General features: G+C 57.7%; 20 protein-coding genes. 9 read left to right on the top strand and 11 right to left on the bottom strand.

Translation table 11 applies throughout. The features are described from left to right. Nucleotides 1-9: 9 nt before the first annotated feature. The gene (locus AC2FJW_RS10210; protein WP_142635458.1) at nt 10-588 is read right to left on the bottom strand and encodes a TetR/AcrR family transcriptional regulator; all 579 of its coding nucleotides are present in this window, start codon (nt 586-588) and stop codon (nt 10-12) included. A gap of 99 nt (nt 589-687) precedes the next feature. Here AC2FJW_RS10210 and AC2FJW_RS10205 point away from each other — a divergent pair, with 99 nt between their 5' ends. Next, complete coding sequence (locus tag AC2FJW_RS10205; protein ID WP_142635456.1) at nt 688-1,281, top strand: NAD(P)H-dependent oxidoreductase; 594 nt, start codon at nt 688-690, stop codon at nt 1,279-1,281. A gap of 102 nt (nt 1,282-1,383) precedes the next feature. Here the strand turns inward: AC2FJW_RS10205 and AC2FJW_RS10200 are convergent, their stop codons facing one another. The 5 genes from AC2FJW_RS10200 to AC2FJW_RS10180 form a co-directional block, all read right to left on the bottom strand. Continuing rightward, complete coding sequence (locus AC2FJW_RS10200) at nt 1,384-2,436, bottom strand: sterol desaturase family protein (protein WP_271948450.1); 1,053 nt, start codon at nt 2,434-2,436, stop codon at nt 1,384-1,386. Nucleotides 2,437-2,527: 91 nt separating this feature from the next. Next, nucleotides 2,528-3,133, bottom strand: a complete 606-nt coding sequence (locus AC2FJW_RS10195; protein ID WP_496750008.1) for a pyridoxamine 5'-phosphate oxidase family protein — start codon at nt 3,131-3,133, stop codon at nt 2,528-2,530. Further along, the gene (locus AC2FJW_RS10190) at nt 3,120-3,860 is read right to left on the bottom strand and encodes a lysophospholipid acyltransferase family protein (RefSeq protein ID WP_496750007.1); all 741 of its coding nucleotides are present in this window, start codon (nt 3,858-3,860) and stop codon (nt 3,120-3,122) included. The genes AC2FJW_RS10195 and AC2FJW_RS10190 overlap by 14 nt, the downstream gene beginning before the upstream one ends. Continuing rightward, nucleotides 3,860-4,762, bottom strand: coding sequence for a cell division protein FtsX (locus AC2FJW_RS10185; protein ID WP_496750006.1), 903 nt, complete (start codon nt 4,760-4,762; stop codon nt 3,860-3,862). Before AC2FJW_RS10185 ends, AC2FJW_RS10190 begins: the two co-directional genes overlap by 1 nt. Then, nucleotides 4,759-5,436, bottom strand: a complete 678-nt coding sequence (locus tag AC2FJW_RS10180) for a cell division ATP-binding protein FtsE (RefSeq protein WP_496696455.1) — start codon at nt 5,434-5,436, stop codon at nt 4,759-4,761. The genes AC2FJW_RS10185 and AC2FJW_RS10180 overlap by 4 nt, the downstream gene beginning before the upstream one ends. Before the next feature lie 182 nt (nt 5,437-5,618). Here AC2FJW_RS10180 and AC2FJW_RS10175 point away from each other — a divergent pair, with 182 nt between their 5' ends. Next, entirely contained in the window at nt 5,619-6,353 is a 735-nt protein-coding gene (locus AC2FJW_RS10175) for a zinc-ribbon domain-containing protein (protein ID WP_496691808.1), read from the top strand. On the opposite strand, the gene AC2FJW_RS10170 is transcribed toward AC2FJW_RS10175, so the two are convergent. The 5 genes from AC2FJW_RS10170 to argH all read right to left on the bottom strand — a co-directional run bounded on the left by AC2FJW_RS10170 (nt 6,354) and on the right by argH (nt 12,068). Next, the gene (locus AC2FJW_RS10170) at nt 6,354-8,891 is read right to left on the bottom strand and encodes a TIGR02302 family protein (protein ID WP_496750005.1); all 2,538 of its coding nucleotides are present in this window, start codon (nt 8,889-8,891) and stop codon (nt 6,354-6,356) included. 37 nt (nt 8,892-8,928) lie between these two features. After that, entirely contained in the window at nt 8,929-10,194 is a 1,266-nt protein-coding gene (gene lysA / locus AC2FJW_RS10165) for a diaminopimelate decarboxylase (RefSeq protein ID WP_496689007.1), read from the bottom strand. 65 nt (nt 10,195-10,259) lie between these two features. Next, on the bottom strand, nt 10,260-10,415 hold the full coding sequence (locus tag AC2FJW_RS10160) for a hypothetical protein (RefSeq protein WP_185956656.1): 156 nt from the start codon (nt 10,413-10,415) through the stop codon (nt 10,260-10,262). 82 nt (nt 10,416-10,497) lie between these two features. Further along, nucleotides 10,498-10,680 carry an argininosuccinate lyase gene (locus AC2FJW_RS10155; RefSeq protein ID WP_496691811.1) on the bottom strand — a complete coding sequence of 61 codons (183 nt, stop codon included), beginning with the start codon at nt 10,678-10,680 and terminating at the stop codon, nt 10,498-10,500. Continuing rightward, entirely contained in the window at nt 10,680-12,068 is a 1,389-nt protein-coding gene (argH, locus tag AC2FJW_RS10150; protein WP_496750004.1) for an argininosuccinate lyase, read from the bottom strand. The genes AC2FJW_RS10155 and argH overlap by 1 nt, the downstream gene beginning before the upstream one ends. Nucleotides 12,069-12,089: 21 nt before the next feature. Here argH and AC2FJW_RS10145 point away from each other — a divergent pair, with 21 nt between their 5' ends. The 7 genes from AC2FJW_RS10145 (at nt 12,090) to AC2FJW_RS10115 (ending at nt 17,111) form a co-directional block, all read left to right on the top strand. Further along, nucleotides 12,090-12,656: a TlpA disulfide reductase family protein gene (locus AC2FJW_RS10145; RefSeq protein WP_496750003.1), complete on the top strand. Its 567-nt coding sequence runs from the start codon at nt 12,090-12,092 to the stop codon at nt 12,654-12,656. A gap of 66 nt (nt 12,657-12,722) precedes the next feature. Beyond that, nucleotides 12,723-13,088 (top strand): hypothetical protein, encoded by a 366-nt coding sequence (locus AC2FJW_RS10140; RefSeq protein ID WP_496750002.1) that lies wholly within the window; start codon nt 12,723-12,725, stop codon nt 13,086-13,088. Nucleotides 13,089-13,205: 117 nt separating this feature from the next. Continuing rightward, a complete protein-coding gene (locus AC2FJW_RS10135) occupies nt 13,206-13,592 on the top strand; it encodes a hypothetical protein (protein WP_271948467.1) in 387 nt (128 codons plus the stop codon). Next, on the top strand, nt 13,589-14,560 hold the full coding sequence (locus AC2FJW_RS10130) for a sterol desaturase family protein (RefSeq protein ID WP_496750001.1): 972 nt from the start codon (nt 13,589-13,591) through the stop codon (nt 14,558-14,560). The genes AC2FJW_RS10135 and AC2FJW_RS10130 overlap by 4 nt, the downstream gene beginning before the upstream one ends. Before the next feature lie 88 nt (nt 14,561-14,648). After that, complete coding sequence (locus tag AC2FJW_RS10125; RefSeq protein WP_496691815.1) at nt 14,649-14,837, top strand: hypothetical protein; 189 nt, start codon at nt 14,649-14,651, stop codon at nt 14,835-14,837. An 85-nt stretch (nt 14,838-14,922) separates the two neighbouring features. Next, nucleotides 14,923-15,756, top strand: a complete 834-nt coding sequence (locus tag AC2FJW_RS10120; RefSeq protein ID WP_496750000.1) for an EAL domain-containing protein — start codon at nt 14,923-14,925, stop codon at nt 15,754-15,756. A gap of 179 nt (nt 15,757-15,935) precedes the next feature. Then, nucleotides 15,936-17,111: an acetyl-CoA C-acetyltransferase gene (locus tag AC2FJW_RS10115; RefSeq protein WP_496749999.1), complete on the top strand. Its 1,176-nt coding sequence runs from the start codon at nt 15,936-15,938 to the stop codon at nt 17,109-17,111. Nucleotides 17,112-17,116 lie beyond the last annotated feature (5 nt).

Below are 17,116 nucleotides of genomic sequence, written 5' to 3'. Positions count from 1 at the left end.
CCCCGGTGACTAGGTCGCCGGGGTCAACCATGCATCCAGATAGACCCTCAACCGGTCGGTAAAACCGGTCGAGGCGTGCAAGGCGCAGAACTTCAGGGACATGGCCTGAATGGCAAAGGCCTGAACACCTTCGGCCAACAGCTCGGTCGGAATGTCCTGTCGGACATCCGCAGCGTCAAGCCACATCATCACCACACGAAAGTAGCGCTCAAAGCAATATGCGATCGGTCCGATATCGGCGATAGCCGTCGCCCCCGAATATCTTATCAACAAGTCAAAGACATACCGTTCGGATGTCATGAAGCTGTGAACCGGCTGCAGGGCGGTCATGATATCATTCACCGATTTGGGCGCGGTCCCAGCCTCGGCCTGATCGAGGCAGGCATTCAGCCGATCTGCGATCAGAAGCTCCATCAAGGCATCCTTGTCGCGAAAATGCGCGAAGAACGTCCCTTTGGCGACGCCAGCGCTCTGGACGACCTCTTCTACCCTCAGCGCTTCGTATCCGCTGTTTTCAATGAGCGCCTCGGCAGCCGCCAAAAGCCGGGCCCGAGTTTTGAGAGTTCGTTTCTGGGGTGGTTTTTGCATATGGTTAGCTCGCATGTTTTTTGACCATGGTCAAATTTTTATTGACCGTGGTCACTTTCCGATTCTATAAGTGACCACGGTCATTTTCAGGAGAGCCCCATGCAACCGAAGAAAATACTTGTCCTCGACGGACACCCCGCCGATAGCAGCCTGTCGCGGACATTTGCCGAAACTTATGCCGACGCCGCCCGAGGCAAGGGACATGACGTGCGTCTGGTCCATCTAAGCGAGATGCAGTTCGACTTTGATTTTGGCCAGGGCAATTATCACGATTTCAAACCGCTAGAACCGGTTCTTGAGCAGGTATTGCAAGATTTCGAATGGAGCGAGCACCTGGTCTTGACCACGCCAATGTGGTGGGGCGGATTGCCCGCAAAGCTCAAAGGTCTGATCGACAGGATGTTCATCCCCGGACGCACCTTTGACACGCGAAACACCACCAAGATTGGATTGCCCGCCCCGATGCTGAGCGGACGCACCGCGCGCGTCATTCTGACATCAGATACGCCGGGTTGGTTCATGCGCCTGATCTATCGCCAGGCCCTGATCCGCCAGGTACGCGATCAGATTTTGGGATTTGTTGGCTTCAAGCCGACCCGGTTCACCTATTTTGCCGGGGCAAGTTATCCCAAACCGGGTCACGTGGACCGCTGGGTCAGCAAGATCGCCAAGATCGGAGCCGCCGCGGCTTGAGGGCGTTTGCGTCACTATGCCCAGCCGAAACCACCGCCAAGGTGTTGCCGGGCACAGGCGATCAGCGGATCACGTCAGGCCGGCAACCACCGCAGATGCTCGCTATTTGACCGAATGGCGACTGGCGGCATCTGCATCGGGCGCTTGGTAAGACGATGGCCGCCGTTTCTTGTTCAGAATACGCCACGCATCTCTGAACGGCAGGAAATAGAGCTTCATGCAGGTGTCCATCTCGTGACCTTTGTCCTTCTCGGTCACACCGAATTTCACGTCTCTGTTATCCTCGGGCATGATGTAGGTGCCGAACAACACATCCCAGAACGGAAACATGAAGGCGAAGTTTTTGTCCAGATGGTCCGGGTGGCAACTGTGATGCACGTGGTGATGCGCAGGCGAGGGAAATACTTTCGACCACACACCCGGCCAACGCAACCAGATATGGGAATGTCGCAGATTATAACCTCCGACATTGAACAAGAACATCAGCACCGGCACGCCCAGCAATGCCGGCATGTTCGGCTGGTATCCTAACAGTCGAAACGCAAACCCGGTTACTGCGCCGGCACCAAACCCAATCGCAACATTGTAGAGGATATTGTCTATCGGATGTTCGCGAAAATTCGACAACGGGTGCATCACCTCGGCGCTGTGATGAACTTTGTGAAATTGCCACAACAGCGGGACCTTGTGCTGCAGGTAATGGGCTGCGTAGCCGATGAAATCCATAATCAGGAATAGAATGAGCATGTAGGTGAAGGTAGCCAAAGCCCCCAACCAGCCAACCAAGGGCTCTGCCCGGGGTGAGTTATTGGGGTCAAGCCCACCGCTTGCCCATTGATAGGACAAGGCGGCTGATCCGGCGAGCAGACCCAATATCAGAAAATGCCCGATCAGTTTGTGGAAAAAGAAATAGCGGATATCGAGCCATGCCGAAGGGTGGTCCCAGACCTTGCGGGGAAACAGAAACCCGAGAAAGCTACTCTCTCCGTCTACATGTGACGCGTTTCTGCGCTTCACGGCATAGATGGCGAAGGCAATCAGCAGAGAACTGCCGACATAGACATAGAAAATCCGGTTCGTGGGATCCAAAGGAGACGTAAACACATAGCGGGCGTGGTTCAGGAAAGAATCCCAAACTGAACTAAGCTGCTCCATTGACGGCTCCTGTAACCTGTATTTGCCTCACGGTTCTCTACTTACCTACCCGTGTGACGATTCTTTGACCAAACCTTGATAAGTAATCAGGCTACCACATCGTTTTTGCGGCGCGTTGCCCCCAGGCCTCATCATATTGCGTGCCACCTTCCTCGCCGTCTGACGCTTCGGCTAGGATTTCACCCATTGTCGGCAATATAGCGGCTCCGTCCCCGCTGCTCCATGTCCGCGCACGCAGCAGCGCACGGGCGCACTGTGTGTAGACCTCGGTAATGTCGATGACGATCACGGTGGCCGGAAGCCTGCCTTGTTTTTCGAACCGAGTTCGAAGGCCTTGGTCCGCTGTCAGTCGGGCCGACCCGTTGACGCGCACAACATTGTTCGACCCGGGGACCATGAACATCAAGGACACACGCGGATCGCGCACGATATTGCGCAAGCTGTCCAGCCTGTTGTTTCCGCGCCAGTCGGGCATCGCCAATGTCTTTGGATCCAGTTCCAGAACCACCGGACCATCATCGCCACGTGGGCTGCCATCGACCCCTTCGGGCCCTACCGTACTGAGTACGCATAGCCGCGAAGCCATGACCCATTGCCGGTACAGAGGCGTCAACCGGTGCGCTACTTTACGCAATGATGGGGCGCCCGGTGCGCCGTAATGCCCCTCAAGCGTTTCGATATCGTCAATGAACTGCATCAGGATCAAACCCCACTTCTGTCATCAAAGCGTTCGAGCGCGTCTCGATCACATCTTCCAATCGGTCCAGAAAGCGCGCACGTTCGACGCCGGGTTCTATCGGATCAAGGAAGTCGACGATCGCAAGGCCGGGTTTGCGCATCACGCCGCTGCGGGGCCAGAACACTCCGGCATTTGTTGCAACAGGTACGCAAGGGATTCCCAAGCCTTCGTACAGGACGGCAGTTCCAACCTTATACGGTTTGTGAACGCCGGGCGCGACCCGGGTGCCCTGCGGATAGATCACCAACTGGCCAGGTTCTGTAAATTCCTTCGCCACATCCTGGACCATCTTGGCCACAGCGGCGCCCTTCTTGCCGCGATTGACCGGGATGCACCCTAGGCGGCTTGCGTAAAGCCCAATGACTGGCGTCCACAGCAATTCGCGCTTCATAATGAACTTGCCATGAGGAATCGCGCTAAAGATCATGATGATATCGAGGAAAGACTGGTGTTTGGCCCCGATGACCACCTCGTCCACTGGCACAGTCCCGCGAATTTCGCATCGAATACCAACCATCCAACGCGCCAGCCACATGGTTGTGCGCGCATAGGTCTTGCATGCATGCAGCGCTCCGCGCTTTGCAAACATGGCGTAAGGAGCAAACACGAGGCCAAGGACCAGCATCCACATGTAGATCACGATCATGAAGACCAGTGAGCGGACCCATTGAATTGGAGTGGCCATTACGAAAGCTCCTTCAATTTGCGGTTTGCCGCAGTCCATGTGGCTAGAAAGGCCACCGCAGCACCCAGTACCGGGATGAGGGCTGGCAACAGCCACCCTGCCCCCTGAAAGCCCAGGCCCGTCAGAAAGCCGCCCTCGTCCGACGATGCCTCGGGCAGCAACAACACACCTGTCATTCCGAACAGCACACCAACCATCGCGCCAAAAAATGCGCGGTAGGTGAAGCGGCGAACAAACGCATTGGCAATAAATCGATCCCGGGCCCCGACAAGACGCAGCACCTCGATAATCTGCGCGTTGGCTGCCAGCGACGCATTGGCCGCCAATGTGATCATGGCGGCGGTCGCTCCGCCAATCAGAAGGATTGAGACCCAGCCAAGCCTCCGGAGCGAGCGGGCCGCATCAACCAAAGGTTCGCGCCAGCGCGAGTGGTCGTCCAGAACGGCTCCGGGCACCTCGGCCCCAAGACGCAGGCGCAATCCTGCTGCATCCAGACCTGGCTCACCTTCGACAATTTCGATCAGCTGCGGCACGGGCAGCGTGTCCAGTGGCAAATCCGGGCCAAACCAGGGCGACAACAGCGCAATCTGCTCCTCGATAGTCAACGCCCGGGCAGAGGCGACACCGGGTGTTTGCGACAGCACCGTCAGCGCGGTTTCAGTCTGGGCGACCATCTGGTCGGCCGGGGCATTGATCCGCACCGTGGCAGCGCCGGCAAGTTCGCTTGCCCAGCGGTCTGCCACTCGCCCCGACGCCAATGACAGAGCCAGCGCGAACACCGCAAGAAAGCCCATCGCACCGGACACGAACAGTGTGAGATGTGCAGTATAGCCAGTGGGCGGAACAACTCGGTCGGCACGACCATCACGTTTCAACAGGTTGTGGAAAGTTTCCACGTTCATAGATCCGCCCCCGCCAGTTGAATTTGGCGCTGCGAGATGCGCAAAACACGCGCCTGCACCTGGCTTTTCGCCGCACGGATCAGGCTAAGATCATGGGTCGCAATCAAGACTGTCTTACCCATCTTGTTCAACTCGACCAGCAGGCGCAAAAGGCGCTGAGACATTTCCCAATCCACATTGCCCGTCGGCTCATCGGCCAGCACGACATCGGGCGACAGCATCACCGCACGGGCCAGCGCCGCACGCTGGCGTTCACCGCCTGACAGCTCTGGTGGCAGCGCGTCAAGACGCGCACCCAGCCCGACCCAGTTTAACAGATCTGACAGATCTGTTTGCTCGGCAATTTCCGCCTTACCGGATACCATCAACGGCAAAGCGACATTCTCGGCCAAAGTCATGTGATCCAGAAACCGGCAATCCTGATGCACCACACCTATCCGGCGGCGCATCAGGGCCATCTGATCGCGGTCAAGGCGGGCGATATCCTGATCGAACACGCTCAGCCTTCCCGATGTGGGCAGCAATGCGCCATAGCAGAGCTTTAACAGGGTTGTTTTGCCAGCACCGGACGGCCCGGTCAGGAAATGAAACGACCCCGGTTGAAGCTTAAGCGATACGTCGCTCAGCAATTCACCTCCACCATAGGTGTAGCTGACATGGTCCAGCTCGATCACGGGGACCCCCAATTTTTGTGCCGCTCTTCTTGCCCCAGCGCGGTTCAGGTTTCAATGCCCGTACCGGGTCCAAATGGTGACACTTGGCCCGCGAAACCGAAAACGCGCTTTGCTGTTTGGTTCTAACGGAATATCATTCTTAAAAAAACTATTATCAGGCCAACCCCCGGCCCGGAGGCAGCATGCGTCTTACTTGTCCCAACTGCAGTGCCCAATACGAGGTGCCAGACGAGGTCATTCCAGAGGAAGGCCGCGATGTTCAGTGTTCGAATTGCGAGAAAACGTGGTTCCAGGCCAAACATCCGGCGGATCCAACCGTTGAGCAACCTGCAGATGAAACGACTGCCGAGGATAAGGCTGTTCCACCGGCGGAGCCAGAAACCGCCGACCAGACCGAGCCCGAGCCCGAAGCCACACCAAAGGATGGTGCGCCGGTCAGCAATGTGGATCCTTCGGTCGCCGATATACTGAAGGAAGAAGCCGCACGCGAAGCCGAATTGCGGGCCCAGGAAGGCAGCAGTCTTGAAAGCCAGCCTGATCTTGCTCTTGATCCACCTTCCGAGCCGGAACCAGACCCCGAACAGGCGGTCAAGGAACTGACAGCTACAGAAACCGCTAAAGATTCCGGGCAAGGTGACGCCCTGCCCGATGTCGAAACGATCAATTCCGGATTCCGCGGCGACGCCTCTGCAGATGCGCCTGAGGCATCAGCGCCTGCGCCCCCCAAATCCGGCGGCTTTCTGCGTGGGTTCGCTCTGATCTTGATACTTGGTGTGATCCTGTTCCTGATCTACGGCAATGCTCCGCAAATCAGTGAGGCTGTTCCTCAGGCGGATGCAGTTCTCAAACCTTATGTGTCTTTGGTGGATCAAGCCCGGCTTTGGCTGGATACCCAGGCTGGCGCTTCTCAGAACTGATCAGAACCGTTCAAGCAGGCGCTTGAGATATTCCAATTCAATCTCGGGGCGTTCGGATTCACCGGTCCGGCGGCGAATTTCGTCCAGCAACTCGCGCGCACGGCGATAAACGTCCTCACCCTGCAGCAGGCTCTCATCGGTTGACATCGACCCGTTTGCCCCAGGGTTGCGGCCCAGTGGATCGCGGTTGTTGGCCTGCATGTCGCCTTCCTGACTGCCTTGACCTGGTTGATTCTGCTGGTTCTGGGCCAAGGCCTCACCTAACGAGCGCATCCCTTCCCGCAGCGCATCCATCGCTTCGGACTGGTTGTCGATAGCATCGGCCAGCTCGTCATTCCGCAGAGCCTGCTCAGCCTCATTCATGGCGCGGCCAGCGCGCCCAAGCGCATCACGGGCGGCTTCGCCTTCCGGAGTACCGGCACCGGGCAAGTTTTGTTGCTGGCGGCCCAGCTCATCGCGCAGGGCCTGTTGACGATCGGCCAGCGAACCCTGACCCTGCTGACCTTCATCAGCCTGGTCCGAACCCTGCCCCTGTCCGCCCTGGCCTTCGTGGCTCTGACCACGGCCCTGACCGCCATTGCGGCCCTGATTGCCCTGGTTTTCACCAGTCTGCGCACCGGGATTGAACTGCTCTTGCAGATCGCGGAAAGCCTGATCGCTCAGCCCCTGTTGATCGCGCAATGTCTCTGCCAAACCCTCCATCGCCTGTTGGCCTTCGGATTGCTGACCTTGACCCTGACCTTGCGTGACGCGCATGTTCTCCATCATCTGCTGGAATTCCTCCAGCGCCTGCTGCGCCTCGGCCATACGGCCCTGCTCCATCAGATCCTGAATTCGATCCATCATCCGTTGCAGATCATCCTGCGTCATCTGCAAGGATTCTCCGTCTTGCCCCTGCTGACCTTCTTCACCGTTCTGCTCTGCCAACCGCTGTAACTGTTGCAGGTAGTCCTGGGTGGCCTCGCGCAGCTCTTGCATCAGCTCAGCGATCTCTTCGTCGCTTGCCCCGTTCTGCATCGCCTCCGTCAGGCGCTCCTGCGCCCGGCGCATCCGCTCAAGAGCGTCGGCAAGCGTACCGTCCTCGATCAATACGGCCAGCTTCCATAGTGAGGCCGCGATTTCTTCCTGCTGCGTCGGCTTCAACCCGTATTCGGTAAATGTCTCAAGCCGCCGAAGTGTCACCCGCAAGCGCAAATAGGCCGTATCCGAGCGGAACAGGTCCTCGGGCAGATACGATACCGCCCGCAGAATCTGAGATACCCGTTTCGCGTTGTCCCGTGACCACAGCAGATCGCGCCGCTGTTCAACGATCGCAGCCGCCAGCGGATCAAAGAACCGACGCGCCGGAAGTGCTGTTGTATAGGGTTCAGACTGCCCTTGCTGATCGGCAGCATCACGCGCCATCAAAGTGATCTTTACTGGCAGATGCGCCCAGGGATGTTGTGAGAAATCCTCGATCAAATTCTCCGTGAAATCGGCCCGGTCGCCTGTAATGGGCATCGGTAACTCAACCTCGATCACCTCACGCGGTTCTGGAATCGCCATCAGACCATAGCGGCGATCAATTGCATCCAGATCCAGTTCGATCAGGGCAGAGCCTGCTATCACACCGTAATCATCTTTGGCCGCAAAGGGCAGTTTCATCTGGCCGCCTGCTTCGGATTTGGCAACGTCCGACACGGTGATCTGTGGAGACGTATCTACGATCACTTCCAACGCCCAATCGCGTCCGGAAGGCCCGTCTATCGTCATTCGGCCCGAACGTTCGACGACAAATTCCTGTTCAGGGTCGGTGACCGCTTCCGTGCCCAGCGGTGTCGAGGTTTCGGTCAAGCTGTGCGCACCTACCTCGCCGTAGAATCGCAATGTGATGCGGCTGCCTTGCGGGACCGAAAGTGTCGGGTCGGATTGATCCGCCAGATAGAGCGTTGGCAAGCCGGTATAGCGTGGCGGCTCGACCCAGCCTTCCCAACTTGGTCCCTGCCCGGCAACAGCTGCACCCGGTGTCATCTCTGTCACGGATCCTATGCGCCAAAATGAGCCGAAAAGCACGGCAATCACCAGCGCCAGCAAAGCTATGAACCGCAGAGCATAGGGGTCGCGGTCGGCCAGTCGGAGATCGGGCTTTACCGGCGCAGCCTGTGCGGCACGTTCCGCCATACGCGCCTGATGAGCCCGCCACAGGGCCACAGAATCAGCATCCATCGAGCCGATGGCCTGTTCATCCATCAGAGCCTGGATAGGACGCCCTGGCAGGGTCTCATCCATCCGGATCAACGCTTCGTTTCGTGTTGGGATACGGAACCGCCGCACGCCGTGGATCAGTGCAACCAACAGCCCAATCAACGCCGCCGACCCCGCGACCCAAACGGTTTCCACCCCGACATGGTCCTGCAGTCCGAGCATCAGCGCGGCCAACAGCGCCATGGAAATTGAGAAAAACGGCCAGAAAGACCGCCAAACCTGCTCGCTTAGCATCCCCACCTGCGTTAGCAGCAAAGACAATCTGGGGATCGGCAAGGTTTCTCTTGCGGTCAAGTCGGGCCTCCGTTCACCGGCCCGCGCGTCTATTGCGTCAGAGCCACTCGGGTATGGTATCGCGGTTTATGATTTCGTCAAAGCTCGGACGTTCACGAATTACGGCAAATTGATCTCCGTGCACCAGAACTTCGGGTATCAGGGGCCGCGTGTTGTATTCGCTGGACATGACCGCGCCATAGGCCCCTGCGCTGCGAAAGGCGACCAGATCACCAGCACCCAGTGGCGGCATCTGCCGTTGCTTGGCAAATGTATCGCCGCTTTCGCAAACCGGACCGACGATATCATAGGGTTGCTGTTCCGTGCCCGGCACGGGTTCGATCACCGGTACGATATCGTGATAGGCTTCGTACATGGCCGGGCGGATCAGGTCGTTCATGGCACCGTCGAGGATCAGGAAATCCCGGCCCTCGCCGGATTTCACATAAATCACTTTGCTGACCATCAAACCAGCATTACCGGCAATCAGGCGGCCCGGCTCTATTTCGATTTCGCATCCCAGATGACCCAGAGTGTCTTTGATCAGCGCACCGTATTCCAAAGGCAGCGGCGGCGCGTCGTTCGAGCGCGCATACGGAATGCCCAGCCCCCCACCCAGATCAAGGCGGCGAATATTGTGACCCTCATTGCGCAGCGTCTCAGTCAGCTCAGCAACCTTCTGATAGGCCAATGCAAAAGGCTCCAGCTCGGTCAGTTGCGAGCCGATATGGACGTCGATGCCAATGACCTCCAGCCCGGGCAGGCTGGCAGCATGGGCATAGACTTCTGACGCGCGGGCGATCGGAATGCCGAATTTATTCTCGGATTTTCCGGTGGCGATTTTGGCGTGGGTCTTGGCGTCCACATCCGGATTTACCCTAACGGTGATCGGAGCAACGACGCCCAAATCAAGCGCAACGGCGTTGATCACCTCCATCTCGGGTTCGGATTCCACGTTGAACTGACGAATGCCACCGGTCAGAGCGGTGCGAATTTCTTCGGCTGTTTTGCCAACGCCCGAAAACACGATCTTATCGCCGGGCACTCCGGCAGCTTTGGCCCGCAGGTATTCCCCACCCGAAACAACGTCCATCCCCGCGCCTGCCTCGGCAAGCGTCTTCAGGATCGCCTGATTGCTGGCGGCCTTCATCGCATAACATACGAGGTGGTCGGTCCCGTCCAACGCCTCATCGAACAGCTGGAAATGACGCAGCAGCGTCGCCGTCGAATAGACGTAAAAGGGTGTCCCAACCGCAGCTGCGATTTCGGAGATCGGGACATCCTCGGCGTAAAGCGCGCCGTCGCGGTAAAGAAAGTGATCCATAAAGACGCGCTTAGACCAAAATGCCCCGGCGGATCAATGGATTCTACGCAAACAGGGGTGTCGCGTCATTCAATATGCGAAACGCCGACCCGCCCATAACCGGATATCGAAATTCCAGATCCGCCGGATTGGGGTTCGGGATCGGGTCGCGGTTTATAGGATGGGTCGCAAGCCGCAAGAATGGCGAGGCCAAAGAACAGGCCTAAAATCTTCATATTCATTTCTTTTTCCAAGGTTTACGGCCGAGCGCCATTGATCGGTCTGAAATGGGAACTGAGTGCTGAAACTGCAACTCGGGAAACACTACCGCCCGAGAAAAACGCTCAGAGGGCCGCGTTGCAGGCCAACGCCGCCCCCGACATAGGCGCCGCTGGTGCCGACGCCGATATTGGCGCTCATCGTTGGTTGGATCGGTTCGCCATCCGCACCGCATCCGGCCAGGGTTACCCCTGCCAGCACCAACAGAGCCGCAGTCAGAATTCGCATTACACCAACGCCTTCCATCGCTTGACCTGAGCCCGCACCTGATCCGGTGCCGTGCCGCCGTAAGACTGGCGCGAGTTTACCGAATTTTGCACTGTAAGGATAGAAAAGACGTCATCGGTGATCTCCGCATGCACTGTTTGCATATCCGCAAGCGTCAGGTCCGGCAGATCGCAGCCCTTGCTCTCGGCCATCGCAACCAGCGATCCGGTGACGTGATGGGCATCGCGGAACGGCAGGCCCAGAACGCGCACCAGCCAGTCGGCCAGATCAGTCGCGGTCGAAAAACCCGACCCTGCAGCCGCAGCCAGGCTTTCGCGGTTGGCGGTCATATCCTTGACCATGCCTTCCATCGCTGCCAGCGCCAGCATCCAGTTATCGGCAGCGTCAAAAACCTGTTCCTTGTCTTCCTGCATGTCCTTGGAATAGGCCAGCGGCAAGCCCTTCATCACCATCATAAGCGCGGTGTTGGCGCCATAAATGCGCCCGACCTTGGCACGGATCAGTTCTGCCGCATCCGGGTTCTTCTTTTGCGGCATGATAGACGAGCCAGTCGAAAAACGGTCAGACAGGGTGACAAAGCGGAACTGGGCAGAAGACCAGATCACCAGTTCTTCGGCAAAGCGCGACAGGTGCATTGCACAGATCGAAGCAGTTGACAGAAATTCCAGCGCAAAATCGCGGTCACTGACGGCATCCAGCGAGTTGGCGGCCGGGCGGTCAAAGCCCAGCGCCTCGGCGGTCATGACCCGATCAATAGGGAACGAGGTTCCAGCCAGCGCGGCAGCCCCCAGTGGGGATTCGTTCATCCGCGCGCGGGCATCGCGGACGCGGGACAGATCTCGCCCGAACATTTCGACATAAGCCATCATGTGATGACCCCAGGTCACAGGCTGGGCGGTTTGCAGATGGGTAAAGCCCGGCATGACCCAGTCCGCCCCGGCCTCTGCCTGCGCCAAAAGCGCGCGGATTAGGGCCAGCAGACCGGCATCGGCGGCATCGAACTGATCACGCACCCACAATTTGAAATCGGTCGCCACCTGGTCATTGCGCGACCGGCCTGTGTGCAAACGGCCCGCAGGTTCGCCAATGACCTCTTTCAGCCGTGCCTCGACATTCATGTGGATGTCTTCCAGCGCGGTCGAGAACTGGAACGCCCCGCTCTGAATTTCTGACAATACGGTGAGCAGCCCTTCCCGAATGGCCTCAGCATCACTATCAGTTATAACGCCCGTGGCAGCCAACATGGCGGCATGGGCGCGCGAGCCTGCAATGTCCTGGGCTGCCATCCGCTGATCGAACCCGATCGAGGCATTGATTGCCTCCATGATCGCGTCTGGACCGGCGGCAAAGCGGCCGCCCCACATCTGGTTCGAAGATTGATCGGTCATGTAAGAAAACCCGGAGTTGATATGCGCCTATTTCGTCTGATCCCCCTTTATATGGCCCTTGCGCTAGGTGCAAACGCGGCTTTGGCCACAGATGCGGAAACTCTGGGTCCGCTGCGCGAAGGCACCCTGAAGCGGTTGATCCTGCACAAAGAGCCCAAACCGCACACCTTGGTCGAATTTCAGTTGGAAGATGACGGTGGCACCGCAACGCTTGCCGACTATCAGGGCAAATACGTTCTGCTGAACTTTTGGGCCACATGGTGCGCACCGTGCCGCAAGGAAATGCCTCAGATCGCCGAGTTGCAGGCGGAATTCGGGGGTGACAAATTCGAAGTCCTGACATTGGCCACCGGGCGCAACTCATCCGCGGGGATCAAGAAGTTTTTCGAGGAAAACAACATCGAGAACCTGCCGCGCCATCAAGATCCGGGCTCGGCCGTGGCACGTGAGTTCGGTGTCATTGCCCTGCCAATCACGGTCATTCTTGACCCCGATGGCAATGAAATCGCCCGCCTGATCGGGGATGCCGAGTGGAATTCAGACAGTGCCAAGGCGATCATTGCGGCACTGGTCGCAGAAGAAAGCTAAGGTCGTTTTCCTGAAGTCCTGAATTTATGATAGCCTCCCCGTCGTTGTAACGAGGAGGCTTTCTTTATGAAGAACGTATTCACTCTGGCCATTGCTGCCTGTCTGATTTTGGGCTCGGCATTGGTCGCCGAGGCCAAAGACATCAAGAAAGAACAAGATTTTCTGAATGCTGTCGCCAGTAAGAAACTGGTGGATGGCGGCACCTGGGTGCTTATTTCACCCGACGGGAAGATTTCCGGGCAAACCAGCGACAAGGTCAAATTCTCGGGCGCATGGGCCTGGAACAAAAGGTTTTGGTGCCGAACGCTTGTTGTTGGCGGAAATCAGATCCCGCAGGATTGCCAGAAAGTAACGATAGAAGGGAACCAGGTGACCTTTACCCGCAACAAGGGCAAGGGTGATTCCGGGGGGACCTATACGATTACCAACTGACCTCTTTACAAGGGCGCCGTGATTCCCAACCGGTGCCACAGGTCCAATTCCAGCTTACGCGACGCCACCTTTGACAGCCGCGCATCTGCTTTGCAGTTTGTCGGTCAGGAGGATGTCATGCCGCTGGAGATATTGTTGGTTCTGGTCGTTGGGGGGATCGGCGGAATTACTATTCTGCTGCATCTGACGGGCCGTTCGCGGCAGTTCGCCCTGACGCCTGATCTGGCGCGCGCGCAATGGTCGCGCCATTTCCCAGATGACGTGATCGCAGATGTAACCGTAGCGCATGACCAACGTTCCGCGCTGATCCGAACCACAACCGGTTCGGGCCTTTTGTGGTCGTTCGGCGCGGATACCGTGGCCCGCCACCTGCAGGATTATGACTGGATCGAGCATCCGGACGGATTCGAAGTTCAGTTTCATGATTTCGGAACCCCCTCAACCCGCATCCACCTCGATGACATCGAACGCGCCCACTGGCGACACCTGATGGAGCCCGCATGACCGACCAGATTTCCTTTCCCGATGCCGTGCAATGGGCAGTCCCGTTCTTTATCGCCGCAATTCTGGCCGAGTTCGTCTGGATCGCTTTCAAAGGCCGGGGCGGGCGCTATGAAACGCGGGATGCGGTCACCTCGCTGATCATGGGCGCGGGCAATATTGCCTCGGGGTTTCTGCTCGGTTTCATCGCCTACGGGTTCTTTATGTGGTTGTGGCAGATTACTCCGCTGGACCTGGGCACCTCGATCCCGGTGATTATCCTGTGCTTTTTGCTGGACGATTTGCGTTACTATTGGGTGCATCGGTTCGGGCATCGCATCCGTTGGGTCTGGGCCAGCCATGTGAACCATCATAGCTCTCAGCATTACAACCTGACCACGGCGTTGCGTCAGACCTGGACTTATACATTCACCTTCATGATGGTCGTGCGCGCGCCGCTGATCCTGCTGGGGTTTCATCCGGCAATGGTTCTGTTTGTCGGCGGTCTGAACCTGATCTATCAGTTCTGGATTCACACCGAGGCCATCGGCAAGATGCCCCGCTGGTTCGAGGCGGTTATGAACACCCCCAGCCACCACCGCGCCCATCATGGCCGCAACGCGCGCTATCTGGATTGCAACTATGCCGGCGTGTTCATCATCTGGGACAAGATGTTCGGCACCTTTGTGCCAGAGCAGGTCGATGACAAGGTCGACTATGGGTTGGTTCACAATATCGGAACCTTCAACCCGTTGCGCGTCGCCTTTCACGAATGGGTCGGAATCTGGCAGGATGCCACGCAATCGGGGCTAACTTTGCGCCAGCGGTTGGCCTATTGCTTTGCCCCACCCGGTTACAGCCATGACGGCAGCCGGGATAGCTCGGAGCAGATCAAAGCCAAGCATATCTCGCGCAACCCCAGGGATCGAGGGACGCCCGGATTTGAGCATTTTGAGACCGAAACGCACAAATCCAAAGCAAAACAAGCTTGAATCCGCCGGTCACGTGCTGATTTTCTTGAAAATTAGCTCAGCCTGCACATATCCAAACGATGTGCATTACGAGTGACCGGAGATTATCATGACCCGTTGGACAACATTTTCCACAGTTTTAGGACTGATAGGCCTGCTTCTCGCAATGCTGACAGCGCTGGCCGCCGGGACAGCAACGCTGATCGCGTTTGGACTGGCCATGATGGTGCTGGGATTTACGGGCGCAGTTATTGGTGCCGCTAGATCTCTGGGACGTGTTCTGGACGCAGCCCGCTGACATTTTCATTTCCATTAACCGCAGATTCACATCTTTGCCCTGAAATTGGATCCTGACCGACGACGGTAGGGAAGCGATTTCGATCATGCGGGACAGGAAACTGGCAGATTTACCCGAAGGATCAGACAGCCCGTTAAACGCGGCCGTGCTGTCGCGCGACAACTCAACGATCCAGATGGCTACGGATGCTGTCAAACACAAACAGTGCAAACTGGCCTTTCAACCGGTCATGCAGGCTAACGCGGCACATGGTATCGCCTTCTACGAAGGCTTCATCCGGGTGCTGGATGAAACCGGTCGTGTCATCCCGGCACGCGAATTTATGCCTCAGCTTGAAAACACCCCGATTGGCCGCGAATTGGACTGCATCGCGCTTGAAATGGGCCTGCGCACATTGGCGCGCACCCCGGACATCCGCATGTCGATCAATATGTCCGCACGGTCGATCGGATATGGACGTTGGTCGCGTGTTCTTGACCGGTTCATGAAAGAAGATGCCAGTATCGGTGAAAGGCTGATCCTTGAAATATCCGAAAGTTCGGCCATGACCGTGCCGGAACTCGTGGTCGATTTCATGGACCGGTTGCAACCACGTGGCGTTGCATTTGCGCTGGATGATTTTGGGGCCAGCAATTTCTGCTTCCGCCATTTCCGCGAGTTTCTTTTTGATGCCGCCAAGATTGATGGCCAGTTCATCCGCGGCATCAGTGAAAACCCGGATAATCAGGCGCTGGTTCGTGCCCTGATCGCAGTTGCAAGGGAATTTGAGATTCTGGTCACGGCCGAATCGGTCGAAACCAAAGCGGATGCTGAGTTTTTGGTGGCCAATGGTGTCGATTGTCTGCAAGGATTTCTGTTCGGCGCACCTACGGTTTCTGCGCCCTGGAAAACGGAAAACGAACAGAAATCGGCGGGTTAACCCCAAAAAACCAGGGACCTTGGGTCCTGAGACAAGCTGCCCGTTGCTGCAAATGCAGCATTGCGCTATTGCAGTGATACTTGAGCGGGGGATTACGGGGCGCTCTTGTTGCGGGGGGAACCTCTCGACCTGCGCCGTCAGACATTCCGCCGGACCATGTCGGTAAAGGACTGATCATAATGACCAATGTAGTTATCGCATCCGCCGCACGTACAGGCGTCGGCAGCTTTGGTGGTTCGTTTGCGAACACCGCAGCCCATGATTTGGGCACAGCCGTTCTTGAAGCCGTTGTAGAACGCGCCGGAATCGAAAAAGGCGAAGTCAGCGAGACAATTTTGGGTCAGGTTCTGACCGCAGCCCAGGGTCAGAACCCGGCGCGTCAGGCGCATATCAACGCCGGTCTGCCGCAGGAAAGCGCGGCCTGGGGCATCAACCAGGTCTGCGGATCCGGCCTGCGCGCCGTGGCACTGGGCGCACAGCATATCCAACTGGGCGATGCTGATATCGTCGCTGCTGGCGGGCAAGAGAACATGACCCTGTCGCCCCATGCCGCCGCTCTGCGCGCCGGCCAAAAGATGGGCGACATGAAGTATATCGACACAATGATCCGCGATGGACTGTGGGATGCGTTCAACGGGTATCACATGGGTCAAACCGCCGAAAACGTTGCTGAAAAGTGGCAGATCAGCCGCGATATGCAGGATGAATTCGCCGTCGCAAGCCAGAACAAGGCCGAAGCTGCGCAGAAGGCAGGCAAATTCGCCGATGAGATCACCCCCTTTACCATCAAGACCCGCAAGGGTGACATCGTGATGGACAAGGACGAATACATCCGCCACGGCGCAACCATGGAAGCCATGGCCAAACTGCGCCCGGCTTTTGCTAAGGACGGATCGGTCACCGCCGCCAATGCCTCGGGCCTGAACGACGGCGCGGCTGCGACCCTGCTGATGTCGGCGGCAAATGCCGAAAAGCGCGGGATTGAGCCTCTGGCGCGGATTGCATCTTATGCTACCGCTGGTCTGGACCCGTCGATCATGGGCGTCGGCCCGATCTATGCCTCGCGCAAGGCGCTGGAAAGGGCGGGCTGGTCGGTTGACGATCTGGATCTGATCGAAGCCAACGAAGCCTTTGCCGCACAAGCCTGTGCCGTGAACAAAGACATGGGCTGGGACCCGTCCATCGTGAACGTCAATGGCGGGGCCATTGCCATCGGTCACCCGATCGGCGCCTCGGGCTGCCGCGTTCTGAACACTCTGTTGTTCGAAATGAAGCGGCGGGACGCGAAAAAAGGTCTGGCGACTCTGTGCATCGGTGGCGGCATGGGCGTTGCCCTATGTGTCGAGCGCGACTGATCTAA

Source organism: Ruegeria sp. CDSA020 (assembly GCF_059612345.1).
This window is presented reverse-complemented; position numbering and strand designations above follow the sequence as displayed.

What these genes read in the sequence shown, in the direction of transcription:
- argH (WP_496750004.1), bottom strand. Translation starts at nt 12,068, where the DNA reads ATGACCGATCAATCTTCGAACCAGATGTGGGGCGGCCGCTTTGCCGCC.
- AC2FJW_RS10205 (WP_142635456.1), top strand. Translation starts at nt 688, where the DNA reads ATGCAACCGAAGAAAATACTTGTCCTCGACGGACACCCCGCCGATAGC.
- AC2FJW_RS10145 (WP_496750003.1), top strand. Translation starts at nt 12,090, where the DNA reads ATGCGCCTATTTCGTCTGATCCCCCTTTATATGGCCCTTGCGCTAGGT.
- AC2FJW_RS10130 (WP_496750001.1), top strand. Translation starts at nt 13,589, where the DNA reads ATGACCGACCAGATTTCCTTTCCCGATGCCGTGCAATGGGCAGTCCCG.
- AC2FJW_RS10210 (WP_142635458.1), bottom strand. Translation starts at nt 588, where the DNA reads ATGCAAAAACCACCCCAGAAACGAACTCTCAAAACTCGGGCCCGGCTT.
- AC2FJW_RS10125 (WP_496691815.1), top strand. Translation starts at nt 14,649, where the DNA reads ATGACCCGTTGGACAACATTTTCCACAGTTTTAGGACTGATAGGCCTG.
- AC2FJW_RS10200 (WP_271948450.1), bottom strand. Translation starts at nt 2,436, where the DNA reads ATGGAGCAGCTTAGTTCAGTTTGGGATTCTTTCCTGAACCACGCCCGC.
- AC2FJW_RS10140 (WP_496750002.1), top strand. Translation starts at nt 12,723, where the DNA reads ATGAAGAACGTATTCACTCTGGCCATTGCTGCCTGTCTGATTTTGGGC.
- AC2FJW_RS10135 (WP_271948467.1), top strand. Translation starts at nt 13,206, where the DNA reads ATGCCGCTGGAGATATTGTTGGTTCTGGTCGTTGGGGGGATCGGCGGA.
- AC2FJW_RS10120 (WP_496750000.1), top strand. Translation starts at nt 14,923, where the DNA reads ATGCGGGACAGGAAACTGGCAGATTTACCCGAAGGATCAGACAGCCCG.
- AC2FJW_RS10115 (WP_496749999.1), top strand. Translation starts at nt 15,936, where the DNA reads ATGACCAATGTAGTTATCGCATCCGCCGCACGTACAGGCGTCGGCAGC.
- AC2FJW_RS10175 (WP_496691808.1), top strand. Translation starts at nt 5,619, where the DNA reads ATGCGTCTTACTTGTCCCAACTGCAGTGCCCAATACGAGGTGCCAGAC.
- AC2FJW_RS10160 (WP_185956656.1), bottom strand. Translation starts at nt 10,415, where the DNA reads ATGAATATGAAGATTTTAGGCCTGTTCTTTGGCCTCGCCATTCTTGCG.
- AC2FJW_RS10155 (WP_496691811.1), bottom strand. Translation starts at nt 10,680, where the DNA reads ATGCGAATTCTGACTGCGGCTCTGTTGGTGCTGGCAGGGGTAACCCTG.
- AC2FJW_RS10185 (WP_496750006.1), bottom strand. Translation starts at nt 4,762, where the DNA reads ATGAACGTGGAAACTTTCCACAACCTGTTGAAACGTGATGGTCGTGCC.
- lysA (WP_496689007.1), bottom strand. Translation starts at nt 10,194, where the DNA reads ATGGATCACTTTCTTTACCGCGACGGCGCGCTTTACGCCGAGGATGTC.
- AC2FJW_RS10195 (WP_496750008.1), bottom strand. Translation starts at nt 3,133, where the DNA reads ATGCAGTTCATTGACGATATCGAAACGCTTGAGGGGCATTACGGCGCA.
- AC2FJW_RS10190 (WP_496750007.1), bottom strand. Translation starts at nt 3,860, where the DNA reads ATGGCCACTCCAATTCAATGGGTCCGCTCACTGGTCTTCATGATCGTG.